This is a genomic window from Dyella sp. 01N448 (assembly GCF_056399225.1).
Map to the genome: position 1 here is coordinate 125,458 of NZ_JBFTQX010000001.1, position 23,060 is coordinate 148,517.

Sequence of the window (23,060 nt, forward strand, 5' to 3'; positions counted from 1 at the left end):
TCCTCAGCGATTCGGGCGCGTTGCGCAGCGCTTGGAAGTATCCCCTGTGTACCCTCGGAGGTTGTCCCACAACAGCGCACCTCGAGCGTTCGGGCTTATCCCAACACGATGCTGCGGGCGTTTTAGGCCATTCTCTTTGGGTTACTTTTCTCTTGGGCCAGCAAGAGAAAAGTGACTCGAGCGGCGGCAGCCGTTCGAAACGCCCGCCGCGCAGGCGGCACCCTGGCCCCAAGGTGACAAGGGAACACCGAAGTTCTTGATGACCAGCCTTCGGCTGTTAAAAAGCACTCCGGCCTTCGCCGGGATGGCGATCTAAAGAGAACAACCCGCAAGACGCTGACGCACGCTCAGCTCCCGCATCAGGAACTAAGCCATCGTCTGCCTGCGCACCAACGCACTCAACAACGCCCTCAACGCCGCCGGCCTCACCGGCTTATGCAAAATCGGATACCCCAACCCCCGCGCCCGCTGCTTCAACTCACTGCTGCCATCCGCCGTAATCATCGCAATCGGCGGCAATTCACCCAGCACCGTGCGCAGTTCCTCGAGCGCCTGCAAGCCATCCATATCATCGGTGAGGTGATAGTCGGCCAGGATCAGGTCGACACCACCGCGTCGCAGTTCCTGCTCGGCCTCCGCCACGTCGATCGCTGTTCGGCAATCCACGCCCCAGCGCTGCAGCAGCGCACGCATCCCGTCGAGAATGGCAGTGTCGTTATCCAGGCATAGCACGGTGAGCGGCAACTGCTCGTTCGACATCGGATGAACATTCGTGCGGCGACGCGGTATCGCGCTTTCCGCGCGCGGCACGCGCACCGCGAAGCGACTGCCCTTGCCTTCGCGGGAAACCAGCTCGAGTTTGTGCTGCAGAATGCCGGCGATGCGCTCGCAAATGGAAAGGCCCAGGCCCAAGCCCTTCTCGCCCCAAGGCGATGGTCGATCCAGTCGCTGGAACTCGCCGAAGATCCGCGCCCGTTGCTCCGCCGCGATACCCGGCCCGGTGTCCCACACCTCGAGTCGCACTTCATCGCCCATGCGGCGCGCACCAACCAGGATGCCGCCTTCGCGCGTATAGCGCAGCGCGTTGGAGATGAAGTTCTGCAGCACGCGACGCAGCAATTGAGGATCGCTGCGCACGGCCAGCTTCGTGGGCACCACGCGCAATCGCAGTCCGCGCTGCTGCGCGATCACGGCGAACTGCGCCATCAACGATTCGAACAGATCCGACAACGCCACATTGCTGATGTCCGCGCGATAGCTTCCGGCATCCAGGCGCGAGGTATCGAGCAGTGCATCGAGCAGATCTTCAGCTGCACGGAAGGAGGCGTCGATGCGCTCGGCCAGCAAGCTGGCTTCGCCGTCGAGCCCGGGATGTTGGCGCAACGCCGCAGTGAACAAGCGCGCAGCATTCAAAGGCTGCAAGAGGTCATGACTCGCCGCTGCCAGAAAGCGCGTCTTCGACGCATTCGCCATCTCTGCTTCGCGACGCGCATGTGCGGCGGAGTTGAGCGCTTCGCTGAGCTCGGCCGTGCGCAGCTCCACGCGCTGTTCCAGATTCTCGTTGGCCTCGATCAGCGCCTGCTCGGCATGCTTGTACGCCGTGACATCGGTATAGGTGGTGACATAGCCGCCGCCGGGCAGCGCGCGTCCGCGCATTTCGATCACCGAACCATCCGGACGGATGCGCTGGAATACATGCGGCGAACCGGCGTGCATGTGGCCGAGGCGCTTGGCCACATGAGCCTCGACTTCACCCGGACCCAACTCACCGTGCTCTGCGTTCCATCGGATCAAATCGGCCACGTGCACGCCGACGTAGACCATACCGTCGGGATAGTCGAACAATTCGAGATAGCGCCGATTCCACGCGACCACGCGCATGTTCGCGTCGATCACGCTGATGCCTTGCGACACGTTTTCCAGCGTGGTGGACAACAGCTCGCGGTTGAAGCGCAGTTCCTGCGAGGCTTCGTCCATCAAGGCCATCGCTTCGGCGATATCGAGGCCTGAGCCCGACAGTGCGCCCATCAGGATGCGTCGCGCACTCGCAGCGCCCACCGCAGAGGCAAGCAAACGCTCGGTGTATTGGATCAGCGCGCGATCGGCAGCCTCGCTGGCTTGCAGCGGCTTGCCGCGGCGCTCGCCATAGTCCTCGAACGCACGCTGGCTGCTGCGCTCGCCGACGATCCGTTCGGCAATGGTGCGCAGATCCGCCACCGCGACGCGACCGCGCCAATCGCCCGCACCGCGACTATCGACAGCATAGGGGTCGATGAACATCGCAGCGTGCAGGCGCTCTTCCAGGTTGGGTCGAAAGCGCAGCGAGACGAAGATCAAGCAGGACACGTTGACCAGCAGCGACCAGAACGTGCCGTGCATCACCGGGTCCCATCCGCTCAAATGGAACAGTGCCTGCGGCTGCAGCCAGCTCAGGTGCATCGGACCCGTATCCAGCCAGTCCGCCTCCCGGTTCAAGCCTGGCAGCAGCAGGGTGTAGGCCCAGACCAGGAAGCCCGCGCCCAGCCCCACCGCCACGCCTTTTCGACTGGCACCACGCCAGTAGAGCGCGGCAACGATGCCCGGCGCGAATTGCGCGACGGCTGCAAACGCCAGCAAGCCGGTGGTGGCGAGATTGGTGGTATCGGCCACCACGCGATAATAGACATAGGCCATCGCAGCGAGCGCAATGATGGCGATGCGTCGCACCAGCAACACCAGTTGCGACAGATCCGCGCGTTGCTCGAGCTTGAGCGCATGAATGCGCAGCAGCATCGGCATGACGATGTCGTTGCTGATCATGGTGGACAACGCCACGCACGCCACGATCACCATGCCCGTCGCCGCGGAGAAGCCACCGATGAAGGCAAGCAGCGCCATGCCGCGATCGCCGTAGGCCATCGGCAGGGTGAGCACCCAGGCATCCTTGTTGCCACCCTGCAGCTGCGGCAGGTGCAGGCCCGCCGCCACGATGGGGAGCACGGCCAGGCTGACGATCACCATGTAGATGGGAAACAGCCAACGTGCGCGCGATACGTCGTGCGGGTCCTCGCATTCCACCACGCCAATCTGGAATTGCCGTGGCAGGCAGAACATCGCGCAGAACGCGAGCAGCGTCTGCGCAAGAAAGCCGGGGGAGACGCCTTCGGAGAGTTGTTGAAGCGGCAACTGCGTGGTGACCGCCAGACCCGGTCCACGCCAGAGCGCGTAGCCAGCCAACACGATGAAGGCGATGAGCTTGATCAGCGACTCGACGGCAATGGCCAGCATCATGCCGTGATGGTGTTCGGTGGCGTCGATGGTGCGCGTGCCGAACAGGATGGCAAAGGTGGCCAGCAGAATCGCGCACCAGAGCGCGCTGTCGCTGAATTGCGAGGTGCCTGCCGGCGATGGGCTGCCGAGCACCGCGTAAGACATCGCCACGGCCTTGAACTGCAGCGCCAGGTACGGCACCACGGCGATCACCGCGATCACCGCCACCAGTGCGGCCAGGCCATGCGATTTGCCGAAGCGCGCACCGATGAAATCGGCGATCGAGGTGATATTGCGCTGGCGTGCCAGCAGCACCAGGCGCCGCAACAAGCCGAAGCCGAACACGAACAACAGGATCGGACCCAGATAGATCGGCAGATAGCTCAGCCCTTCGCGGGCCGCCGTACCCACCGCGCCATAGAAGGTCCACGAGGAGCAATACACCGCCAGCGCAAGGCTGTAGACGATCGGACGAAGCCGCGGCTGGCGCGGGTAGAGCGGCCGGCGATCGCCCGCATAGGCAACCACGAACAGCAACCCGACGTACAGCAGCGAGACCAGCAGCAGCAGCCATCCGGCTATCAAGCGGTGTTCTCCGAGATGAGGGCTTCCTGCAGTGGCTGAGACCAGCGTGCCGTTCCGTGGCGACCGCCGTGCTTGTAAGTATCGCCCCTTAGCCGGCAACATGGGCAGATGATCACGACCGACGGCCAGACACCGGCCGAGCTGGCTGCGCAGCTGGGTGACGAGGATATTCACGTCTGGCGGCTCGCCTACGACCACCATCAAGGCCGCGCGCCTTTGCTGGCGATGTTGGGCGGCTATCTGGGCGTCGGCGCGGACGCTGTGGAACTGGAGATTTCCGAGCATGGGCGGCCGGAGCTGTCGGGCAGTCAGCGCGATGCGTTCTCCTTCAATTGGTCGCACAGCCACGACCAGGCACTGATCGCCATCGCGCGCGGCGTGTTGCCTGGAATCGACCTGGAGCGACTGCGGCCGCATCCCAAGGCTGTACCCATTGCGCAGCGCTATTTCAGTCCCGACGAAACGGCAGCGCTCCAGGCGCTGCCGGTCGACCAGCGCGACCGCGCCTTTCTGGAACTATGGACGGCCAAGGAAGCCGTGCTCAAGGCAGTCGGCCGCGGCCTGGCGTTCGGACTGCACCGCTTGAGCATCAGCGGCCCATCCCATCTGCCCGTGCTGCATCGACTGGATGGCTATGAGCCCCAGCAGTGGCAGCTGCATCGCCTGATTCTGGATGACGCACATGTGGGCACGCTGGCCTGGCAAGGCACACCGCGTCGGATCCGCCAGTGGACACTTGCCGGTACGGATTGATCGGCGCAATGTGTGCAACCCGCCGTTGCAACGCTCTGCCTGAGCCACTGCAAGAGCACACTGAACGGTTGCGAGGCCGGTGTGGCCCGCATAGAGGAATCGGCGCGTAGCAGCGAGTCGATCAGGATCCGGGCGCCCATCGCGTCCGCATGATCGTCGCTCACGCATACTGTTAGCGGCTTCCAGCCTCTCGACGAGTACTGTCCCACCCATGACCCTGCTCAGCGTCAACGTCAATAAGATCGCCGTACTGCGCAATTCGCGCGGCGGCAGTGAACCGGACATTCTTCGCGCGGCGCATACCTGCATCGACGCGGGTTGCGGTGGCATCACCGTGCATCCGCGACCCGACCAGCGGCACATCCGTCCTGACGACGTGCGTGCACTGGCAGCAATCACGCGCGGTCGCGTCGAGTACAACATCGAAGGCAATCCGTTCGCCGGGCCACGCGGCAGTTATCCGGGCCTGATCGAACTTGCGCGCGAAGTGCGGCCGAACCAGGTCACCCTGGTGCCGGACGGCGATGGCCAGATCACGTCCGATCACGGCTTCGACCTCACCCGGGATATCGAGACCTTGAAACCGCTGGTTGCCGCACTACGCGACATTGGCTGTCGCGTAAGCCTGTTCGTGGATTCGGGCGCGACCGGCTTCGAAGAGGCGGTAGCCATCGGCGTGCAGCGCATCGAGATTTATACCGGCCCTTATGCGCAAGCCTTCGAAGAAGGCCAGGTGCAGCAGGAGCTCGAGCGCTGCGCGGACACGGCTCGACGTGCCCAGCATGCGGGCTTGGCAGTGAATGCGGGACATGATTTGAGCCAGGCCAACCTGGGCACGTTCAAGGCTGCCATTCCGGGATTGGCGGAAGTATCCATCGGCCACGCGCTGATTGGCGAAGCGCTGTACGAAGGCATGGCGACTACGGTTCGCAGATACCTGCAGATCCTGCGCTGAGCTCGTGGCCGCACTGCGGCCATCGTGCCGGAACCGACCGGAATCGATTGCGTGGTTTCGCCACTTCTGCGTGCGCGCCACCGTGCATCGTCGTGCGCAGCCTCGCGGACATTTGGCCATCCATACGTCCGAACGTTGACGCAGCAAAAGGCCCGAACGCAGTCGCCTGGGTTTTCTACAGCCGAAAAAAACCCCCGCACTGGGCGGGGGTCCAAAGGGTAGTCTTGCGGTAATGCCTTACGGTATTACTGAATTACTGACCTTCAGTGAAGCCGATCTTGGTGAGGCCGTAGCTCTTCGCATCAGCCAGCACACGAGCAACGTGCTCGTACGCCACACCATCGTCCGCGTTGATCTGCACTTCCGGCTGCTTGGCCGGATCGCCCAGACCACCGATCACCGCGAGCTGCGCCTTGAGGCCCAGCTCATCCACCGGCGTATCGTTCCAGTACAGCGCACCGGACTGGTCGATCTTGAGGCGAACTGGCTCCGGCGGATTCTCCGGTTGCACGATGTTCGGATTCGGCTGCGGCAGGTCGATCTTCACTTTATGGGTAAGCATCGGCGCCGTGATCATGAAGATGATCAGCAGCACCAGCATCACGTCGACCAGCGGCGTGACGTTGATGTCAGCCATTGGCCCCTTACCACTTCCAGAACTGAATGCCATGACCCTTACTCCTTGCCGGTCGTCATGAAGCCGACGTGCACCATGCCGGATTCCTTGGCGTCAGCGAGGACCTTCTTGACGATCTTGTATTGCGTGGTCTTGTCCGCTCGGATCTGAAGCTCAGGCTGCGGCGTCAGCGTCGCCTTCACCGCAAACTGTGCTTTCAGTTCCGCCTCGGTGACTTCGACGTCATCGAGGTACAGCGTGCCATCAGGCTTCACGGCCAAGTCCATCGGCGTCACCTGCTCAGTATCCGGAACCTTCGGATTGGCAGTCGGCAGCTCGACGGTGATTCGATGGGACATCAGCGGCGCGGTGATCATGAAGATGATCAGCAGCACCAGCATTACGTCGACGAGCGGCGTAACGTTGATCTCCGACATCGGGCCGCCGGAATCGCCTCCGGTACTCATTGCCATGGGTCAGATCCTCACTTGCCTTCGACGCGAGCGCCGGTGGCGAAGAAGTCGTGCAGGTCATGCGCAAACTCGTCGAACTGAGCGTACGTCAGACGGTTGGAGCGGTTGAAGAAGTTGTAGGCGAGCACGGCCGGGATAGCGGTGAACAGACCGAAGGCGGTCATGATCAGAGCTTCACCCACCGGACCGGCCACGGCTTCCATCGAAGCGTTGCCCGACGCGGAGATCTTGATCAGCGCGTGGTAGATGCCCCACACGGTACCAAGCAGACCGATGAACGGTGCCGACGAACCGACCGTGGCGAGCAGGGTCAGGCCGCCTTCCAGGCGCAGGCTCTCGCGAGCAACAGCCTGACGCAGGGCGCGATCGATGAACTCGGAGCGGCTCAGCGACTCGGCGAGGCGACCACCGCCGGCCGAAGCCTGCTGATGGTGAGCGACGGCCGAAGCTGCGTCGAGAGCGATCTTCGAGAACGGTTCGCCCTTGGGCTGGGCTTCGAGTTCGCGAATGGCGTCCTGGGTGGAGCCATTGGCCCAGAAGCCGTTGATGACTTTGTCAGCGCGGCCGCGAACCATGGAGTTGCGGATGGCGTTGGCGACAATGAAGTACCAGGAAGAGAAGGACATCACCACCAGCACCACGAACACGATCCAGCCAAGCGGATCAAAGTTGTGGATAAGGTGATCGAAGCCCATCGACTTCATGGCTTCGGCGTTGGTGGTACCGCCCGCGGGGGCCGGAGAAGTTTGCAGGAACATAACGCTACCCTTGGAAAGTCAAGCGTGAACTGATTGACCGTAACCGAAGTTACAGCTGATTGAGATTGAAATTGACCGGGACGCGGACATAACCTTCCGTCTTTTGCCCGTTCCTTATGTTCGGATTGAAGCGCCACTTGCGTGCCGTTTCAATCGCGGCCTGATCCAGCTCGCGATACCCGCTGGACGCTTCCACCTTGATGTCCTTAGGTGTGCCGTCCACGTCCACCAAGATCATCAGCGTGACCGTGCCCTCGTGACGCTGGCGAATTGCCTGCGGCGGATACTTGGGCTGAATACGGCTGTTATAGCTGATGTCCTGACTGGCTGTGATATCTGCAGGCGGTGCCGGAGGAGCAGGCGGTGCCGGCGGAGCCGCAGCAACAGCATTATTGGACCTTTCTTCCACAGCCGGCGGCGGAGCCGGCGGCGGCGGTGTCGGCGGCGGCTTGACCTGCTGAATAATCTTCGGCGGCGGCTGCTTCGGCGGCTCCGGCGGCGGCGGCGGCGGTGGCGGTGGCGGCGGAGGAGGCTCGATAAAGTTAACCTGGACCGTGCGTTCTTTTTCTTTCTGTACCTGCTTCGGCGGTGCCATGGGCGCCACCAGCAACAGGAACGCGAACGCATGCAGCGCAATGGCTACGGCCAGCGCCCAGGTACGCCTCCAATTGAACGGCCCTTGGCCGGTTGCTTCGTTACTTGAGGCCATCTGTCACTATCTGGAGCTAATCAATCGGTAAGACGTGGTCACGGTTTCCTGCGGCAAATCGATCCAAACGGATGACGTTTGCCACTGGACGGGAACACGGAAGGGTTTCAACGGTACAACAGCACATGGCAAATGTATAGCACTTGTGAGGCAGACAAATGGACGTCCATCTGCCTCGCACTTGTTACACGTTCTGCCTTACTTACTCGCGCCCTGTGCCTTCAGCCAAGCCTTTGCTTTGGCGGAGGTTTCGGGATCCTGTGCGGCCTTCTCCATGGCTGCGATCGTGCCCGGCTTGTCCTTCAGACCACGACACGCTTCGGCCAGCAACATATACGCCGTGCCCTTGTGCTGCACGCCCTTGTCGATGCCCTGTTGGATGAGGCTCTTCGCCTCGCTGAACTTGCTCTCCTGAATAAGCAGCTGGCCAGCGCGGATGTTCGCCTCGCCGTCCTTCGCCATCGGGATCGCCTTCTGGTATGCCGCCAACGCGCCCGACGTGTTGTCGGCCATGTAAGACGCCGTACCAAGCAGCGTGTAGTTCTCTGCAGTGGAAGTGACCACGCCCTTGCTCAGGCCTTCCTGAAGGACGGCAACCGCCTTGGTGGCCGGTTCCTTCTGGTCGCCGCTCTGCTGGCCCGAAACCAGGTAGAGCTTGGCAAGATTGATGTAGTCCTTCTCGGTCTTGAGCTGACCGCTGGCGCGCGCTTTCTCCATCAGCGAAATCGCTTCCGGATACTTCTGCGCCTGCATCAGCACGGCCACAGCGTTGTTCAATGCATTCGGATCATTCGGGTTGGCTGACAGCTGCTGCTGCGCCACCTGAGCGGCCTGGTCGCCCTGGCCGGATTCCGAGTAGCTGGCCATCAGGATCTGGTTCCAGCTGTCGTTCGGCTTGTCCGTCATCGACTGCGCCTTCTTGATGGCGGCAATCGCTTCCGGGAACTTCTCGAGACGGTAGTAGGCGTTGCCCTGGAGTGCGTACGACTCGGCGGTTTCCTTCTTGCCTTCGGCACGCCACTTGTCGACCGTGTCGATGCTCAGCTGGTACTGCTCGCTGGCCAGGTAGAACTGGGCAAGCATGTACTCGAGCTGGAAGTAGGTGTCGTTCGGCATGGTGCCGTTGTCGAGTGCGCGCTTGAGCAGATCGATCGCGCCCTTCACGTCGCCGTCGTTGTAGTGCACGTTCGCCAGACCCTGCAGGGCCAGCGCTTGCGCATACTTGCTCTTGCTGCCGTCGGCGATCGGCTGAAGGATCTGGATCGCCTTGTCCTTGTCCTGGTTGTTGACCGCGTCGAGACCTTCGTTGATCGCCTTCTGGTCTTTCTCGCTGGTCAGGTCCAGCTTCGGTTCCTTGCGCGTGGCGTTGGGGTACAGCGCTTCCTTCTTGTCCTTGGAAGAGCTGTCGCTCGCGATGACCGGGGTGCTCACCACGGCCAGGGCCAGCGCCGAACCAGCGAGCATCTTGATCAGGGGAACACGCTTCATGGCAGTCCTCAATGTAGGTTTCACGCGCCTAGGACGCGGGGGATCGCTGAGCGTAACCTGACTCGGCGGCAGATAACAAGTCGCACCGCGGCAACAAAGAATGTTAAAAATCAATAAGTTGGGCCATACGCCAGCGACGGGACCTGATTTTCATGCCCCAGCACCATGCCATCCGTGACTTTTCGGCCTGGAAACACGCTATCGGCAGCCCTTTTCCGGACTTTAGTTAACGTGCTAATGCGTTAATACACGCAGGCAAAAAGAAGGCCGCGCGGAAGCGAGTGGTGCTCGCATCCGCGCGGCCCGGTCGTCACACGTCGAGGTTGGCGACCTTCAGTGCATTGGCTTCGATGAAGTCGCGACGCGGTTCCACCGCCTCGCCCATCAGCATGGAGAACATCTGGTCGGCCGCAAACGCGTCCTCGATGCCCACCTGCAGCATGCGGCGGGTTTCCGGGTTCACCGTGGTTTCCCACAGCTGCTCCGGATTCATTTCACCCAGGCCCTTGAAGCGCTGGATCATGCGGCCCTTCTTGCCCTCTTCCAGCAGCCAGTGGCGCGCGTCGGCAAAGCTCAGCACGCCGCGCGAACCATTGCCCCGGCGCACCACCGCGTCCGCCTGCACCAGGCCGGCGAGTTGCTGGCTGGCCTGCAGGATCGGGCGGAATTCCGCGCCACTGAAGAACGGCTGCTGCAGCAACCAGGTATGCGAGAGGCCGTGCTGGTCGCGCACTACTTCGATCGCCGCGGGCTGCTCGTCGACGGCCGGACGCAACGCCAGGCGGTAACGCGGCTTGCCCAGCCCGCTCGCGGCCAGGCGCAATTGCACGCCGGCCAGCCAGCCCTGCATCGCCGCCGCGTCGCTCCACAGGGCCGCTTCGATCGGCGTGTGCTCGAGCATCGCGGTAAGCACCGTGGCGTCGAAGCGGTGGCCCAGTCGTTGAATCTGGTCGAGTGCGGCCTGGTAGTCGCGCAGCAACTTCTCGAGCGCTTCGCCGGAGATCGCCGGCGCGACGCCCGAGTACTGGAATTCGGCGCCGTCGAGAGCGCTGGAAACCAGGTAAGCGTTGAGCGCGGCATCGTCCTTGAGGTAGAGCTCCTGCTTGCCCTGCTTGATCTTGTAGAGCGGCGGCAGGCCGATGTAGATGTGGCCGCGCTCGATCAGCTCGGGCATCTGACGGTAGAAGAACGTAAGCAACAGAGTACGGATGTGCGAGCCGTCCACGTCCGCGTCGGTCATGATGACGATGCGGTGGTAGCGCAGCTTGTCCGGGTTGTACTCCTCCTTGCCGATGCCCGTGCCCAGCGCGGTGATCAGCGTGCCGACTTCGGCGGAGGCCAGCATCTTGTCGAAGCGGGCCTTTTCCACGTTGAGGATCTTGCCCTTCAACGGCAGCACGGCCTGGGTCTTGCGATTGCGGCCCTGCTTGGCCGAACCGCCTGCGGAATCACCCTCGACCAGGAACAGTTCGCACAGCGCCGGATCCTTTTCCTGACAGTCCGCCAGCTTGCCCGGCAGGCCGGCGATATCCAGCGCGCCCTTGCGGCGGGTCATCTCGCGCGCCTTGCGGGCTGCCTCGCGAGCGCGGGCGGCGTCGACCACCTTGGAGGCAATGGCTTTGGCTTCGCTCGGGTGCTCCAGCAGGAATTCGCCCAGCTTTTCGTTGACGGCCTGCTCCACCGCGGTCTTCACCTCGGAGGAAACCAGCTTGTCCTTGGTCTGCGAGGAGAACTTCGGATCGGGCACCTTCACCGAAAGCACGGCGATCATGCCTTCGCGCATGTCATCGCCTGAGAGCGTGACCTTGGCGTTCTTGGCCAGACCTTCCTTTTCGATGTAGCTCTGCAACGAACGCGTCAGTGCCGCACGGAAGCCCGTGAGGTGGGTGCCGCCGTCGCGCTGCGGGATGTTGTTGGTGAAGCAATACATCGTTTCCTGGTACGCATCGGTCCACTGCATCGCCAGCTCGACCGAGATGCCGTCCTGCTGCGCGCTCAGGCTGATCACGTTGGGATGCAATGCAGTCTTGAGCTGGGCCAGGTGCTGCACGAAGGAGCGGATGCCGCCTTCGTAGGCAAAGCGGTCGCTACGCCCCTCCCCGCGCTCATCCTTCAGGTCGATGGTGACGCCTGAATTGAGGAAGGCCAGCTCGCGCAGGCGTTTGGCCAGGATGTCGTAGTGGAACTCGACGTTGGTAAACGTGCCGGTGCTGGGCAGGAAGCGCACGGTGGTGCCGCGCTTGGTGGATTCGCCGACCGGCTTGATCGGGTACAGCGGCTCGCCGTGGGCGTATTCCTGCTGATATTCCTTGCCTTCGCGGTAGATGGTCAGCCACAGGTGCGAGCTGAGCGCGTTCACCACGGACACGCCCACACCGTGCAGGCCGCCGGAAACCTTGTAGGAATTGGCGTCGAACTTGCCGCCCGCGTGAAGCACGGTCATCACCACTTCCGCGGTGGACCGGCCCTCTTCCGGATGGGTATCGACCGGAATGCCGCGGCCGTTGTCGGTAACGCTGACCGAGCCATCATCGAGGATCGTGACGGTCACATGGTCGCAGTAGCCAGCAAGGGCTTCGTCGATCGAGTTGTCGACGACTTCGAACACCATGTGGTGCAGGCCGGTGCCGTCATCGGTATCGCCGATGTACATACCGGGGCGCTTGCGCACCGCTTCCAGACCTTTCAAAACTTTGATGTTGCTCGAATCGTAGGATGCGTTCATTCGTCGACCGTTTCCTGGGCGCCTTCTCCCGCCCGGACGGCGCCTAGAGGCCGGGCTGGGACACAATCGGTGATTATAGCAGGGGGCCGAGACGACCCTGTTCCACGTGGAACACTTGCGTGGGACCTTGCTGGAGGGCTTCAGGAACCTCCGTTCCCGTGACCAGTACCTGGGCGCCTACCGACCGCAGTTGGTCCACCACGGCCGCCTGATGGGCTCTATCGAGTTCCGAGGCCAAATCATCCAGACAGACAACCGGCCACTCGCCCCGACGCTCCGCATAGAGGGCGGCCTGGGCGAGAGAGCAACCCAGTGCCGTCAGCTTCTCTTGCCCTCGAGACAGATGCTCCCGCTGGGGGGCGTGCTCAAAGACGATCGACCAGTCCGCGCGATGTGAACCCATGGTCGTGTGGCCCCGAGCCAGGTCCCTGCCGCGCTGGCTGGCGAGCAACTCGCCCAACGAGGCTTCTTCGGACCAGCCCCGCCGATATTTCATCTCCACCCGGCCCAACTCGGGCAGCAAGCCAGCCATCGCCCCTTCGATATGGGGGCGCAGTGCCGCCAAATACAGTTCTCTAAGGCGATCGATAACGGCCGCTGTGGCGTCCAATTCAGCCTCCCATGGCAAAAACAGTGTCTCGGGCGCAGGGCTGGAAGCCCTCAACAGTGCATTGCGCTGCTTGAGAGCGCGTTGGTAACGTCGCCAGGCCAACATGAACTCGTGTTCCACGTGGAACACACCCCAATCGAGATAGCGGCGGCGTTCTTCGGCCCCGCCAGCGATCAAGGCATGCGAGCCCGGTTCGAAACAAACTACGGCGCACTCCCCTACCAACTCGCTGAGGCTGACCACCTCACCGTCCATCCGCGCTTCCCAGCGAACGCCTTGTCGGCCCAAACCCAGGCGACGCCCTCGACCATCGGCGTGCCGAAGCTCGGTGAACACGGACAAGGACTCTGCACCGCGTTGGAGCAAGGCGTCTTTTGCGCCGGATCGGAACGACCGGGCGTGCGACAGCAGGAACGCTGCCTCCAAAATGCTCGTCTTGCCGGCGCCATTGGCCCCAGCAAAGACGGTCACACCGGGTTCCAGGGGGATGACGACGTCCGCGAGGCAACGCAAACCGCGAATGCGCAGGCTCTCCAGCCACATATCAGCAAACTTCCCAAGCAAGAACGCCGGAGCGTCTTTCGACGGCCCCGGCGTTCGTGACTAGCTTGCCGTGATCAGGCAAACGGTAAATCGACATCAGAGTCGCAGCGGCATGATCACGTGGCGAGCCTGGTCGCTATCGTCTTCCTGCACCAGGCAGCTCGACTGCGCGTCACGCAGGCTCAGGCGAGCACGCTCACCGCGCAAGGCAGCCAAGGCATCGAGCAAATAGCCCACGTTGAAGCCCACGGCCAGATCGGAGACTGGCGTATCGGCTTCCAGCTCTTCCACGGCCTCTTCCTGCTCCGGGTTGTGAGCCACGATGCGCAGCTTGCCCGGCGACAGTTCCAGCTTCACGCCGCGGTACTTCTCGTTGGAAAGAATCGCCGCACGCTGGAGCGCCCCGCGCAGCACTTCGCGATCGAGCGTCGCGTGCTTGTCGGCACCGAGCGGAATGACTGCCTCGTAGTCCGGAAAACGACCGTCGATGAGCTTGGAGGTGAACACCACATCGCCACGACGAACGCGCAGGTGGTTGCGGCCGAATTCCAGCTCAACCTGGCCGTCGCCGGTTTCGAACAAACCGACCAACTCGTTCACGCCCTTGCGGGGAATGATGATCTGGCGACGCGTGGAAACCTTGCTTTCCAGCTTGGTTTCCTTGAGCGCGAGGCGATGGCCGTCGGTGGCTACGCAGCGCAGCGTGTGCTCCTGCAGATCCAGCAGCATGCCGTTCAAGTAGTAGCGCACGTCCTGGTTGGCCATGGCGAACGCGGTGCGTTCCATGAGATCGCGCAGCACTTCTTCCGGCAGCGCTACTCGCTCAACCAGCTCTATTTCATCGATGGTCGGGAATTCGGTGGCTGGCAGCGTGGCGAGCGTGAAACGGCTGCGTCCAGCATTCATGGCGACGCGATCGCCATTGAGCTTCAGCTCGATCTGCGCGCCATCAGGCAATGCACGCACGATGTCGAACAGCTTGCGCGCTGGAATGGTGATCTCACCGTCGACCAGCTTGTCAGCGGTCGTAGTGGCGATCATCTCCACTTCCAGATCCGTACCCGTCAGCGACACTTTACCGTCGGCGACTTTCACCAGCAGGTTGGCTAGAACCGGCAGCGTTTGGCGGCGTTCGACCACGCCGACGACCTGCTGCAACGGCTTGAGCAGAGCTTCTCGTTGAATGCTGAATTGCATGTATGCGCTTCCCCAATCCTGCTTTTCTGTTTTTAAAAGAAGTTCTGTAGTGGTAGTAGGGGCCGTGGATAACTCAAAACTGAGAAATTATCCTTAACAATCAATACTTTGCCGAACTTTGACACTGTGTTCCCAGAGGCCTGATGATTGTGGGCCAAATGTGGATAACTTTTCGGTCCAATCCATCCACCTATTATCCACAGCTTGCCACAGTACTTTTCAAGCGTTCAGTGCACAGCCGCCCTGCTCGCTCAGCCGGTGAGGATACGGATCAGCTGTTCCCAATCCTGCCGCATGCGTGTGTCGGTCTCGCAATGCTTCTTGATCGTGCGGCAGGCATGCAGCACCGTCGTATGGTCGCGGCCACCGAACGCCTCGCCGATCTCCGGCAGGCTGTGCTCGGTGAGCTCCTTGGACAAGGCCATGGCGATCTGGCGCGGACGAGCCAGCGAACGCACGCGTCGCTTGGACAACAGATCCTGCAAGCGCACCTGGTAGTAGTCGGCCACGATCTTCTGGATGTTCGGCACCGTCACCGCTTGCGCGTGGGTGGCGAGCAGGTCGCGCAGGGTTTCTTCCGCAAAATCGATGGTGATCGGCTTGCCGTAGAAGTTGGCGCGCGCTGCCAGCGTGTTGAGCGCACCTTCCAGGTCGCGCACATTGGAGCGGATGCGCTTGGCCAGCAGCATCGCGACGTTCTCGCTCACCGCCACGCCCTTGTCCTGCGCCTTGGACAGCAGGATCGCCGCGCGCGTCTCGAAGTCCGGCGGCTCGATCGCCACCGACAGGCCCCAGCCCAGGCGCGACTTCAGCCGCGGCTCGAGCTTGTCCACCTCTTTCGGATAGCGGTCGCAGGTCAGGATGATCTGCTGCTTGGATTCGAACAACGCGTTGAAGGTGTGGAAAAACTCTTCCTGCGTGGTGTCCTTGCCGGCGAAGAACTGGATATCGTCGATCAGCAGCGCGTCGACCGAACGGAAGCGACGCTTGAACTCGTCCATGCTCTTGGTGCGCAGCGCTTCGATCATCGAACCGACAAACTGCTCCGAGCGCAGGTACAGCACCTTGAAATCAGGGTTGCGTTCGCGCATCAGGTTGCCGGAGGCGTGCATCAAGTGCGTTTTACCTAGGCCGGTGCCGCCGTACAGCAGCAACGGGTTGTAGGCGCGGCCCGGGTTCATGGCCACCTGCATGGCGGCGGCCTTGCCCAGCTGGTTCGACTTGCCTTCGACGAAGGTTTCGAAGGTGTAGTGCGGATCCAGGTTGTGGTTGAAGGTTGGCGCCGGTGCTTCGATCACCGTGGGGGCGACCTTGGCCGGCGCGGGAGCGGCCACCTTGCCGCTCGCCGTAGCGCGCGGGGAGTTGGAGCCCACTTCCAGGCGTACCGTGAGATCGTGCCCGGTCAGCTGGCTGATCACCGTTTCAATGCGCGCCAGATAGCGCTCGCGCACCGTATCGAGCGTGTAGGGGTTCGGCGCAAACAGCTGCAAGCCATGGGTGTCGTCGCGCGCCTGCAATGGCATCAGCCAGGTGTGCAGGTCTTCGGCGTTCAATTCGCCCTCGAGGCGCTCGAGACAGCGCCGCCACAGGTCACTCATGGGAAGTATTCAACCACTGGAAGGAGCGCTTTCGCGCGGGGTGGACCGGCGATTCTAGCAGCACGAGAGCTCCTTCATGGCGGGATATCCACATGGATATCCACAGGAAGTAAACAGCCTTTTGTCAACCCCGAACATACCCCTATTTGACAAGCGCCCAACTTCCTCTTCATAATTTCCAACCTTTTTACCAACTTAACCGGAGGAAGCCATGTCCAAGCGGACCTTCCAGCCCAGCAAGCTCAAGCGTGCCCGCACCCACGGCTTCCGTGCTCGTATGGCAACGGCCGATGGCCGCAAGATCCTGAACGCACGTCGCGCGAAGGGTCGCAAGCGCCTGATCCCGTAAGCGGCTCGCCAGCATGCGTGCCGCCGGCCTGCCGCGTGAAGCGCGGTTACGTAGCGCCGGTGATTTTGCAGCTTTGCGACATACCAGCGGCCGCTTCGGCGGCCGCTGTTTTTCTGTGCGCTATCGGGTCAATGACCTCGGCCACCCGCGGCTGGGCCTGGCCATATCCAAACGCGTGTCCAAGCGTGCGGTCGATCGCAACCGCATCAAGCGCCTGATACGCGAATCTTTCCGGCGCGCCCGTCTTGAGCTTCCCTCCGTCGACCTCATGGTGATGGCACGCGAGCAGGCGTGTGGCCTGCCCGGTCCGGAGCTGCTCGCCGAATTGCAGCAGCTGTGGAAGAAACTGCGTTCCGCCAAGGTCGAGGCCACATTGAAGCCGGACGGCCCGACCGGCACAATCGTGCGTTGACCTTCTCCATTCCTTTCCGCGACACGCGTGTCGCGGATGCACCGGATCTGCTCCGCGATGAATCAAACGCGTACGTTCCTCATCTTTGCCCTGCTGGCTGTCGCCTATCTCTTGTTCCAGGCCTGGGAGAAGGATTACGGCCCGCAACCGCCCGCTGCCGCCGCTGCCACCAGCAGCACCGACAGCAGCGTGCCGGGCGCCAGTGCATCCACGGCTCCGGCTGCTGCGGTACCCGGCACGGTCAGCGAGGCGTCCGCCCAGCTGATCACGGTGAGCACCGACGTGCTGCGCCTGACCATCGATACCCGTGGCGGCAGCGTGGTCCGTTCGGAGCTGCTGACCTACCCGTCGGTGCCGCGTACCCGCAAGGATCCCGATCCGGCGCCGGCGCGCCTGCTCGATGACGACCGCTCGCAGTACTTTGTCGCGCAGAGCGGCATCGTCAGCAACCAGGGCGACGCGCCCGATCATCGCGCCGTGTTCTCGGCCGCGCAGACCAGCTACACCCTCACCCAGGGTCAGGACGATCTCAAAGTCGACCTGACCTGGCAGAACGCCGCCGGCCTCAAGGTCACCAAGACCTTCGCGCTCAAGCGCGGCAGCTATGTCGTCACCGTCGACCAGAAGATCGAGAACGGCGGCAGCGCGGCATGGGCCGGCAATACCTATGAGCAGCTGCAGCGCGTGGCGCCGACGCAGCAGAAGAGCTGGCTGCAGAACTTCACCGATCCTTCGTCGCACAGCTTCTATGGCGCCGCCTGGTATAGCCCCGACGACAAGATGACCACGCTGTCGTTCGCGGACTTCGCCAAGAAGCCGTTGAACCACGCCATCACCGGCGGCTGGGCATCGATGCTGCAGCATTACTTCTTCGTGGCCTGGATTCCGCAGGCGCAGGACGCCAGCACGTACAGCACCAGCGTGATCAATGGCGATACGGCGCAGCCGGTCTATCTGATCCGCGCGGTGGGTCCGTCCATCAGCGTGGCGCCGGGCCAGAGCGCCACCAGTGCATCGCGCCTGTATATCGGTCCGAAGCTGCAGGGCACGCTTGACCAGGTCGCTCCGGGTCTGGATCTCACCACCAACTACGGTTGGCTGACCGTGGTCGCGCAGCCGCTGCACTGGCTCCTGTCGCAGCTGCACACCATCGCCGGCAACTGGGGCGTGGCGATCATCCTGCTGGTGCTGCTGCTGAAGGGTGCGCTGTGGAAGCTCACGGCCGCGCAGTTCCGCTCCGGCGCCCGCATGCGCAAGCTGCAGCCGCGCGTCAACGCTCTGAAGGAGCGTTACGGCGACGACAAGATGAAGATGCAGCAGGCCATGATGGAGCTGTACAAGAAGGAGAAGGTCAACCCGATGTCGGGCTGCCTGCCGATCCTGATCACCATGCCGGTGTTCTTCGGTCTGTATCGCGTGCTGATGGAAAGCGTGGAGCTGCGCCATGCGCCGTTCTTCGGCTGGGTGCACGACCTTTCCGCGCCCGATCCGTTCTTCGTGCTGCCGGTGATCTACATCCTGGTGATGCTGGCCACGCAGTGGCTCACCCCAGCGGCGGCGGGCATGGACCCGGCGCAGCAGAAGATGATGAAGGTGATGCCGGTGGTGTTCGGCTTCATGTTCCTGTTCTTCCCGGCCGGCCTGGTGCTGTACTGGGTGGTCAACGGTCTGACCAGCCTGACCCAGCAGTGGCTGATCACGCGCAGCGTCGATCGCGCGGACGAGAAGGCCAAGGCGACGGCCTGATCACACTCATAGGTTTGGAGAAAAGGGCCGCGTCAGCGGCCCTTTTTTGCGCAGCAAACCTATGGCTCGTCATCCCGGCGCAGGCCGGGATCCAGTGGCGGCGATGCGCGGTCTTCGCGACAGTGATGCTGCTTTATGCGCTGTCGCGAAGACCCATTGCTCTCGCCACTGGATCCCGGCCTGCGCCGGGATGACGATGAGGGGCGGCCATATCGTTATCGCATTGCTCCTCGCAAACCGCATAATTCCCGCCATGAATCACACCGACACTATTGCCGCCATTGCCAGCGCACCCGGCGCCGCCGGTGTCGGTGTGTTGCGTGTGTCGGGACCGGCGGTGCCCGGCATCGCCGCGGAATTGTTCGGACGCGACCCCGATCCCCGCCGCGCGCACTTCACAGCTTTCCGCGAACGCGACGGCGAATTGATCGATCGCGGCCTGCTGCTCTACTTTCCCGCGCCGGCTTCCTACACCGGCGAACACGTGCTGGAACTGCAAGGCCATGGCAGTCCCGTGCTGCTCGACGCACTGCTACGTCGCGTCTGCAGCATCGGCGCGCGTTTGGCGCGTCCGGGCGAATTCACCGAACGCGCGTTTCTCAACGGCAAGCTCGATCTGGCGCAGGCGGAAGCGGTGGCCGATTTGATCGCGGCGCGTTCGCAGGCTGGTGCGCGCGCGGCGCTGCGCTCGATGGAGGGTGTGTTCTCGCGCAAAGTGCACGACTTGCTGCAGTCGCTGATCGCACTGCGTGTGCATATCGAAGCGGCGATTGATTTTCCCGAAGAGGAAATTGATTTTCTCGCTGACCCCAGCATCATGGGTCAGCTGCAGGCGCTGCGCGCGGAACTCGATGCCCTGTTGCGTGAAGCGCAGCGCGGCGTGCGGCTCAATGACGGCTTGCGCGTCGCCATCATCGGACGTCCCAACGCCGGCAAATCCAGCCTGCTCAATGCGCTGGCCGGCAGCGACCGCGCCATCGTTACCGATATCGCCGGCACCACCCGCGATGTATTGCGCGAGCAACTCAACCTCGACGGCGTCGCGCTCGAATTGGCCGACACGGCGGGTCTGCGCGACACCGACGATCCGGTGGAACGCGAAGGCGTACGCCGTGCCCATGGCGAGCTCGCTCGCGCCGACGTCGCCCTGCTCGTCACCGACATCGCGCACGCCGAACACGACCTTGCCCTGCTCGCCGATCTGCCGGCGAGCGTCGAACGCATCGTGTTCATCAACAAGATCGACCTCGCCAGCGGCACGCCGCGTTACGACGTGCGGCCAGAAGCCATCTGGGTGTGGGCCTCCGCGAAAACCGGTGCCGGCCTCGATGCCTTGCGCGACCATTTGAAGCAACTTGCCGGCTCGGGCAGTGGCGAAGGCGCGTTTAGTGCGCGCCGTCGCCATGTGTTGGCGCTTGAGGAAATCGCCCTGCACCTGGATCAGGCCGAGCAGGTGCTGCGGGTTACTCGCGCGGGCGAACTGGCGGCCGAGGAACTGCGCCAAGCGCAGCAGGCACTGGGAGAAATCACCGGCAGCTACACCAGCGACGACCTGCTCGGCGCCATCTTCAGCTCGTTCTGCATCGGCAAATAGCACGCCGGTCTGAGTCCAAGTTCCAAACAACGACAAGACGTTAGCGAACTCTCTGCTGACGTGCCTTAGGCAATGGCGCTAACATGCTGAGTTTGCACGCGGTCGATTCGAATCCAGGCATGCTCTCATTCTTTTTCGGCGCCTTCGGGCTGTCCACACTCTGGCTTGTCCCCCTGCTCTGGCGCGCCGGCAGGACTCTGCTGAAACGGCGCAACAGGTCGGGTGGCGGCGAAGGTTCGATTCGCTACGGGTTGGGCGCGCTGCTGGTGCTGCTGGCCAGTGCCACGCTCGAAGGTCTGGTGATCGATCAGTACACCGATGATGCCAACGCCGGCGGCATGGTGTGTCGCGCGCTGTCGCATGGCATCGGCGGCTTGCTCGGTGGATGGCTCACGACGCTGGCCATGCTGGCGGTGCTTGCTGCTGCGTTGCCGTGGTATCTGGGCATGGGCTGGCCGGCGATGTTCAAGCGTTTGTCGGCGGCTGTCGACGTGATCGCCAGGTTGCTGCAGCGTGCACTGGATGCGATCGCGGCGCGGCGTGGCAAGCCGATCACCCGACGTCGAGCGACCGGCGCGGTGCGTCGCGTGGAGCGTGCATCCGCGAAGCATCGCCGACCGACGCCAGCAGCAGAGCGAGTTGCTCAAGCGGCCGTCGATCCCGTCGTCGCTGCAAAGAGCACGCCTTCATCGGCATCAGCAATGCTACCTGCTGCGTCATCGTCGCGCGTCCCGCCTGTCCGCTACGCGGCACAGCAAGAGCAAGTGATACGCGAGCCCTGGCTTACGCCCAAGCACGGTCGCGTGGCAGCAGCGTCGCCAGGTCCAACGTTTGGTCGTGCCTCGCCATCCATCGCGACCAGCCCGAGCCTGGCGAAGACCTCCGCGTCACCGATCGCCGCCGGCGCCGCGGCGGCACAGGCCCCGCGGCCGATGGAGCCGGTCGTGCCGGCACCGTTGCCGACGCAAGCAGAACCGGTCGTCGACGAGGTGCCATTGGCTGCGGCGGTCGATCTGGATCCAGCACCGCTGCCCGTTGCCGCAACCTTGGCTGCACCGGAGGACACCTCGTCCGATCTCGATCTCGCAGCTGTCGCCCTGCCGTTGCAGGCTGTACCGATCGCACCGGGCCGACGTGTAGCCGCCAATGACGATGAACCCGTCATCACGGCTGCGGACATCACGCCGCTGCCTTCCTCTGCAACAGCGCGAACCCGTTCGACGGCCATGTTGCCGCCGCTCTCCCTGCTCGCGGCGCCACGCCAGGAGCTGACCTCCATCGACGAAGCGCAGCTCGCAGAAACCGGCGAGCTGATCGAACAACGCCTGCGCGAATTCAAAGTGCCGGTGACCGTCGTCGGCGCATCGGCCGGTCCTGTCATCACGCGCTTCGAAGTGGAGCCGGCCGTGGGCGTGCGCGGCAATCAGATCGTCGCGTTGATGAAGGATCTCGCGCGCGGTCTCGGACGGACGTCCATCCGCGTGGTGGAAACCATTCCGGGCAAGACCTGCATGGGCCTGGAGTTGCCGAACGAGCAGCGCCAGATGATCGCCTTGTCCGAGATCCTCGACTCACCGGTCTATCGCGATGCCGATTCGCTGCTGACACTGGCGATGGGAAAGGACATTACCGGTGAACCGGTGGTCGCCGACCTGGCCAAGGCGCCGCACATGCTGGTGGCCGGCACCACCGGCTCGGGCAAGTCCGTCGCGGTGAACGCGATGATCCTGTCGATGCTGTACAAGGCCACGCCTGACGACGTGCGCATGATCATGATCGACCCGAAGATGTTGGAACTCTCAGTCTATGAGGGTATCCCGCATCTGCTCGCGCCGGTCGTCACCGACATGAAGCTCGCCGCCAATGCATTGGCCTGGTGCGTGGCCGAAATGGAGAACCGCTACCGCGTGATGTCGGATCTGCGCGTGCGCAATCTCGCCGGCTTCAATCAGAAAGTACGCGAGGCGCGCGCGGCGGGTCGGCCGCTGATGAACCCGTTCCCCGCGCATCCCGAAGTGCCCGAGTTGCTGGACACTTTGCCGATGATCGTGGTGGTGATCGACGAGCTGGCCGACCTGATGATGGTCGCCGGCAAGAAGATCGAAGAACTGATTGCACGCCTTGCGCAGAAAGCGCGCGCCGCCGGTATTCATTTGATCCTTGCGACGCAGCGCCCGTCGGTGGACGTGATCACCGGCCTGATCAAGGCGAATATCCCAACGCGCGTGGCCTTCCAGGTGTCGTCGAAGATCGACTCACGCACCATTCTCGATCAGATGGGCGCGGAGAGCCTGCTCGGCCAGGGCGACATGCTGTTCTTGCCGCCGGGCACGGGTTATCCACAGCGCATCCACGGTGCCTTTGTTGCCGATGAGGAAGTGCATCGCATCGTGGCGCACCTCAAACTCTACGGCGAACCCGATTACAAGGAAGAGATCCTTGCCGGTCCGCCTAGCGAAGGTTCCGGCGAACTGTTCGGCGAGGAAGCCGGCGATGCCGAACTTGATCCACTCTACGACGAGGCGGCTGCGTTCGTGCTGCGTTCGCGCCGTGCGTCCATCTCGTTCGTGCAGCGGCAGTTCCGCATCGGTTACAACCGCGCGGCGCGCTTGGTCGAAGCGATGGAAGCGGCAGGATTGGTGTCGTCGATGGGTATCAATGGGCAGCGCGAAGTGATTGCGCCAGGGCCTTCGGACTAGC

17 protein-coding genes are annotated in these 23,060 nt (G+C 63.0%); 7 read left to right on the plus strand and 10 right to left on the minus strand.

The genetic code is table 11. The features are described from left to right. Positions 1 to 366: 366 nt before the first annotated feature. The gene (locus AC1DKY_RS00555; RefSeq protein WP_441601810.1) at positions 367 to 3,834 is read right to left on the minus strand and encodes a hybrid sensor histidine kinase/response regulator; all 3,468 of its coding nucleotides are present in this window, start codon (positions 3,832 to 3,834) and stop codon (positions 367 to 369) included. Positions 3,835 to 3,942: 108 nt separating this feature from the next. Between AC1DKY_RS00555 and AC1DKY_RS00560 the strand changes: the two genes are divergently transcribed. Together AC1DKY_RS00560 and AC1DKY_RS00565 are read left to right on the plus strand one after the other, a co-directional pair. Further along, the gene (locus AC1DKY_RS00560; protein ID WP_441601811.1) at positions 3,943 to 4,587 is read left to right on the plus strand and encodes a 4'-phosphopantetheinyl transferase family protein; all 645 of its coding nucleotides are present in this window, start codon (positions 3,943 to 3,945) and stop codon (positions 4,585 to 4,587) included. A 211-nt stretch (positions 4,588 to 4,798) separates the two neighbouring features. Then, positions 4,799 to 5,542 carry a pyridoxine 5'-phosphate synthase gene (locus tag AC1DKY_RS00565; protein ID WP_441601812.1) on the plus strand — a complete coding sequence of 248 codons (744 nt, stop codon included), beginning with the start codon at positions 4,799 to 4,801 and terminating at the stop codon, positions 5,540 to 5,542. 253 nt (positions 5,543 to 5,795) lie between these two features. On the opposite strand, the gene AC1DKY_RS00570 is transcribed toward AC1DKY_RS00565, so the two are convergent. From AC1DKY_RS00570 to dnaA, 9 genes are all read right to left on the minus strand, one after another. Further along, positions 5,796 to 6,212 (minus strand): ExbD/TolR family protein, encoded by a 417-nt coding sequence (locus AC1DKY_RS00570; protein ID WP_046972823.1) that lies wholly within the window; start codon positions 6,210 to 6,212, stop codon positions 5,796 to 5,798. Between the two features lie 5 nt (positions 6,213 to 6,217). Beyond that, positions 6,218 to 6,631: an ExbD/TolR family protein gene (locus AC1DKY_RS00575; RefSeq protein WP_046972824.1), complete on the minus strand. Its 414-nt coding sequence runs from the start codon at positions 6,629 to 6,631 to the stop codon at positions 6,218 to 6,220. Positions 6,632 to 6,642: 11 nt separating this feature from the next. Then, on the minus strand, positions 6,643 to 7,389 hold the full coding sequence (locus tag AC1DKY_RS00580; RefSeq protein WP_046972825.1) for a MotA/TolQ/ExbB proton channel family protein: 747 nt from the start codon (positions 7,387 to 7,389) through the stop codon (positions 6,643 to 6,645). A gap of 49 nt (positions 7,390 to 7,438) precedes the next feature. Then, complete coding sequence (locus tag AC1DKY_RS00585) at positions 7,439 to 8,098, minus strand: energy transducer TonB (RefSeq protein ID WP_121883796.1); 660 nt, start codon at positions 8,096 to 8,098, stop codon at positions 7,439 to 7,441. Positions 8,099 to 8,296: 198 nt separating this feature from the next. Next, on the minus strand, positions 8,297 to 9,586 hold the full coding sequence (locus AC1DKY_RS00590) for a tetratricopeptide repeat protein (protein WP_441601813.1): 1,290 nt from the start codon (positions 9,584 to 9,586) through the stop codon (positions 8,297 to 8,299). A 310-nt stretch (positions 9,587 to 9,896) separates the two neighbouring features. Further along, positions 9,897 to 12,311, minus strand: a complete 2,415-nt coding sequence (gene gyrB / locus AC1DKY_RS00595) for a DNA topoisomerase (ATP-hydrolyzing) subunit B (RefSeq protein ID WP_441601814.1) — start codon at positions 12,309 to 12,311, stop codon at positions 9,897 to 9,899. Positions 12,312 to 12,384: 73 nt separating this feature from the next. Beyond that, positions 12,385 to 13,464: a DNA replication/repair protein RecF gene (gene recF / locus AC1DKY_RS00600; protein ID WP_441601815.1), complete on the minus strand. Its 1,080-nt coding sequence runs from the start codon at positions 13,462 to 13,464 to the stop codon at positions 12,385 to 12,387. Positions 13,465 to 13,560: 96 nt separating this feature from the next. Next, the gene (dnaN, locus tag AC1DKY_RS00605) at positions 13,561 to 14,661 is read right to left on the minus strand and encodes a DNA polymerase III subunit beta (RefSeq protein ID WP_441601816.1); all 1,101 of its coding nucleotides are present in this window, start codon (positions 14,659 to 14,661) and stop codon (positions 13,561 to 13,563) included. Between the two features lie 251 nt (positions 14,662 to 14,912). Then, entirely contained in the window at positions 14,913 to 16,259 is a 1,347-nt protein-coding gene (dnaA, locus tag AC1DKY_RS00610; RefSeq protein WP_441601817.1) for a chromosomal replication initiator protein DnaA, read from the minus strand. Between the two features lie 211 nt (positions 16,260 to 16,470). Between dnaA and rpmH the strand changes: the two genes are divergently transcribed. From rpmH to AC1DKY_RS00635, 5 genes are all read left to right on the plus strand, one after another. After that, on the plus strand, positions 16,471 to 16,608 hold the full coding sequence (gene rpmH, locus AC1DKY_RS00615) for a 50S ribosomal protein L34 (protein ID WP_019464789.1): 138 nt from the start codon (positions 16,471 to 16,473) through the stop codon (positions 16,606 to 16,608). A 13-nt stretch (positions 16,609 to 16,621) separates the two neighbouring features. Beyond that, the gene (rnpA, locus tag AC1DKY_RS00620) at positions 16,622 to 17,020 is read left to right on the plus strand and encodes a ribonuclease P protein component (protein ID WP_441601818.1); all 399 of its coding nucleotides are present in this window, start codon (positions 16,622 to 16,624) and stop codon (positions 17,018 to 17,020) included. Positions 17,021 to 17,077: 57 nt separating this feature from the next. Then, on the plus strand, positions 17,078 to 18,766 hold the full coding sequence (gene yidC / locus AC1DKY_RS00625) for a membrane protein insertase YidC (RefSeq protein ID WP_441601819.1): 1,689 nt from the start codon (positions 17,078 to 17,080) through the stop codon (positions 18,764 to 18,766). Between the two features lie 253 nt (positions 18,767 to 19,019). Then, positions 19,020 to 20,360 (plus strand): tRNA uridine-5-carboxymethylaminomethyl(34) synthesis GTPase MnmE, encoded by a 1,341-nt coding sequence (mnmE, locus tag AC1DKY_RS00630; protein ID WP_441601820.1) that lies wholly within the window; start codon positions 19,020 to 19,022, stop codon positions 20,358 to 20,360. Positions 20,361 to 20,479: 119 nt separating this feature from the next. Further along, entirely contained in the window at positions 20,480 to 23,059 is a 2,580-nt protein-coding gene (locus AC1DKY_RS00635; RefSeq protein ID WP_441601821.1) for a DNA translocase FtsK 4TM domain-containing protein, read from the plus strand. The last annotated feature ends 1 nt before the right edge of the window (position 23,060 follow it).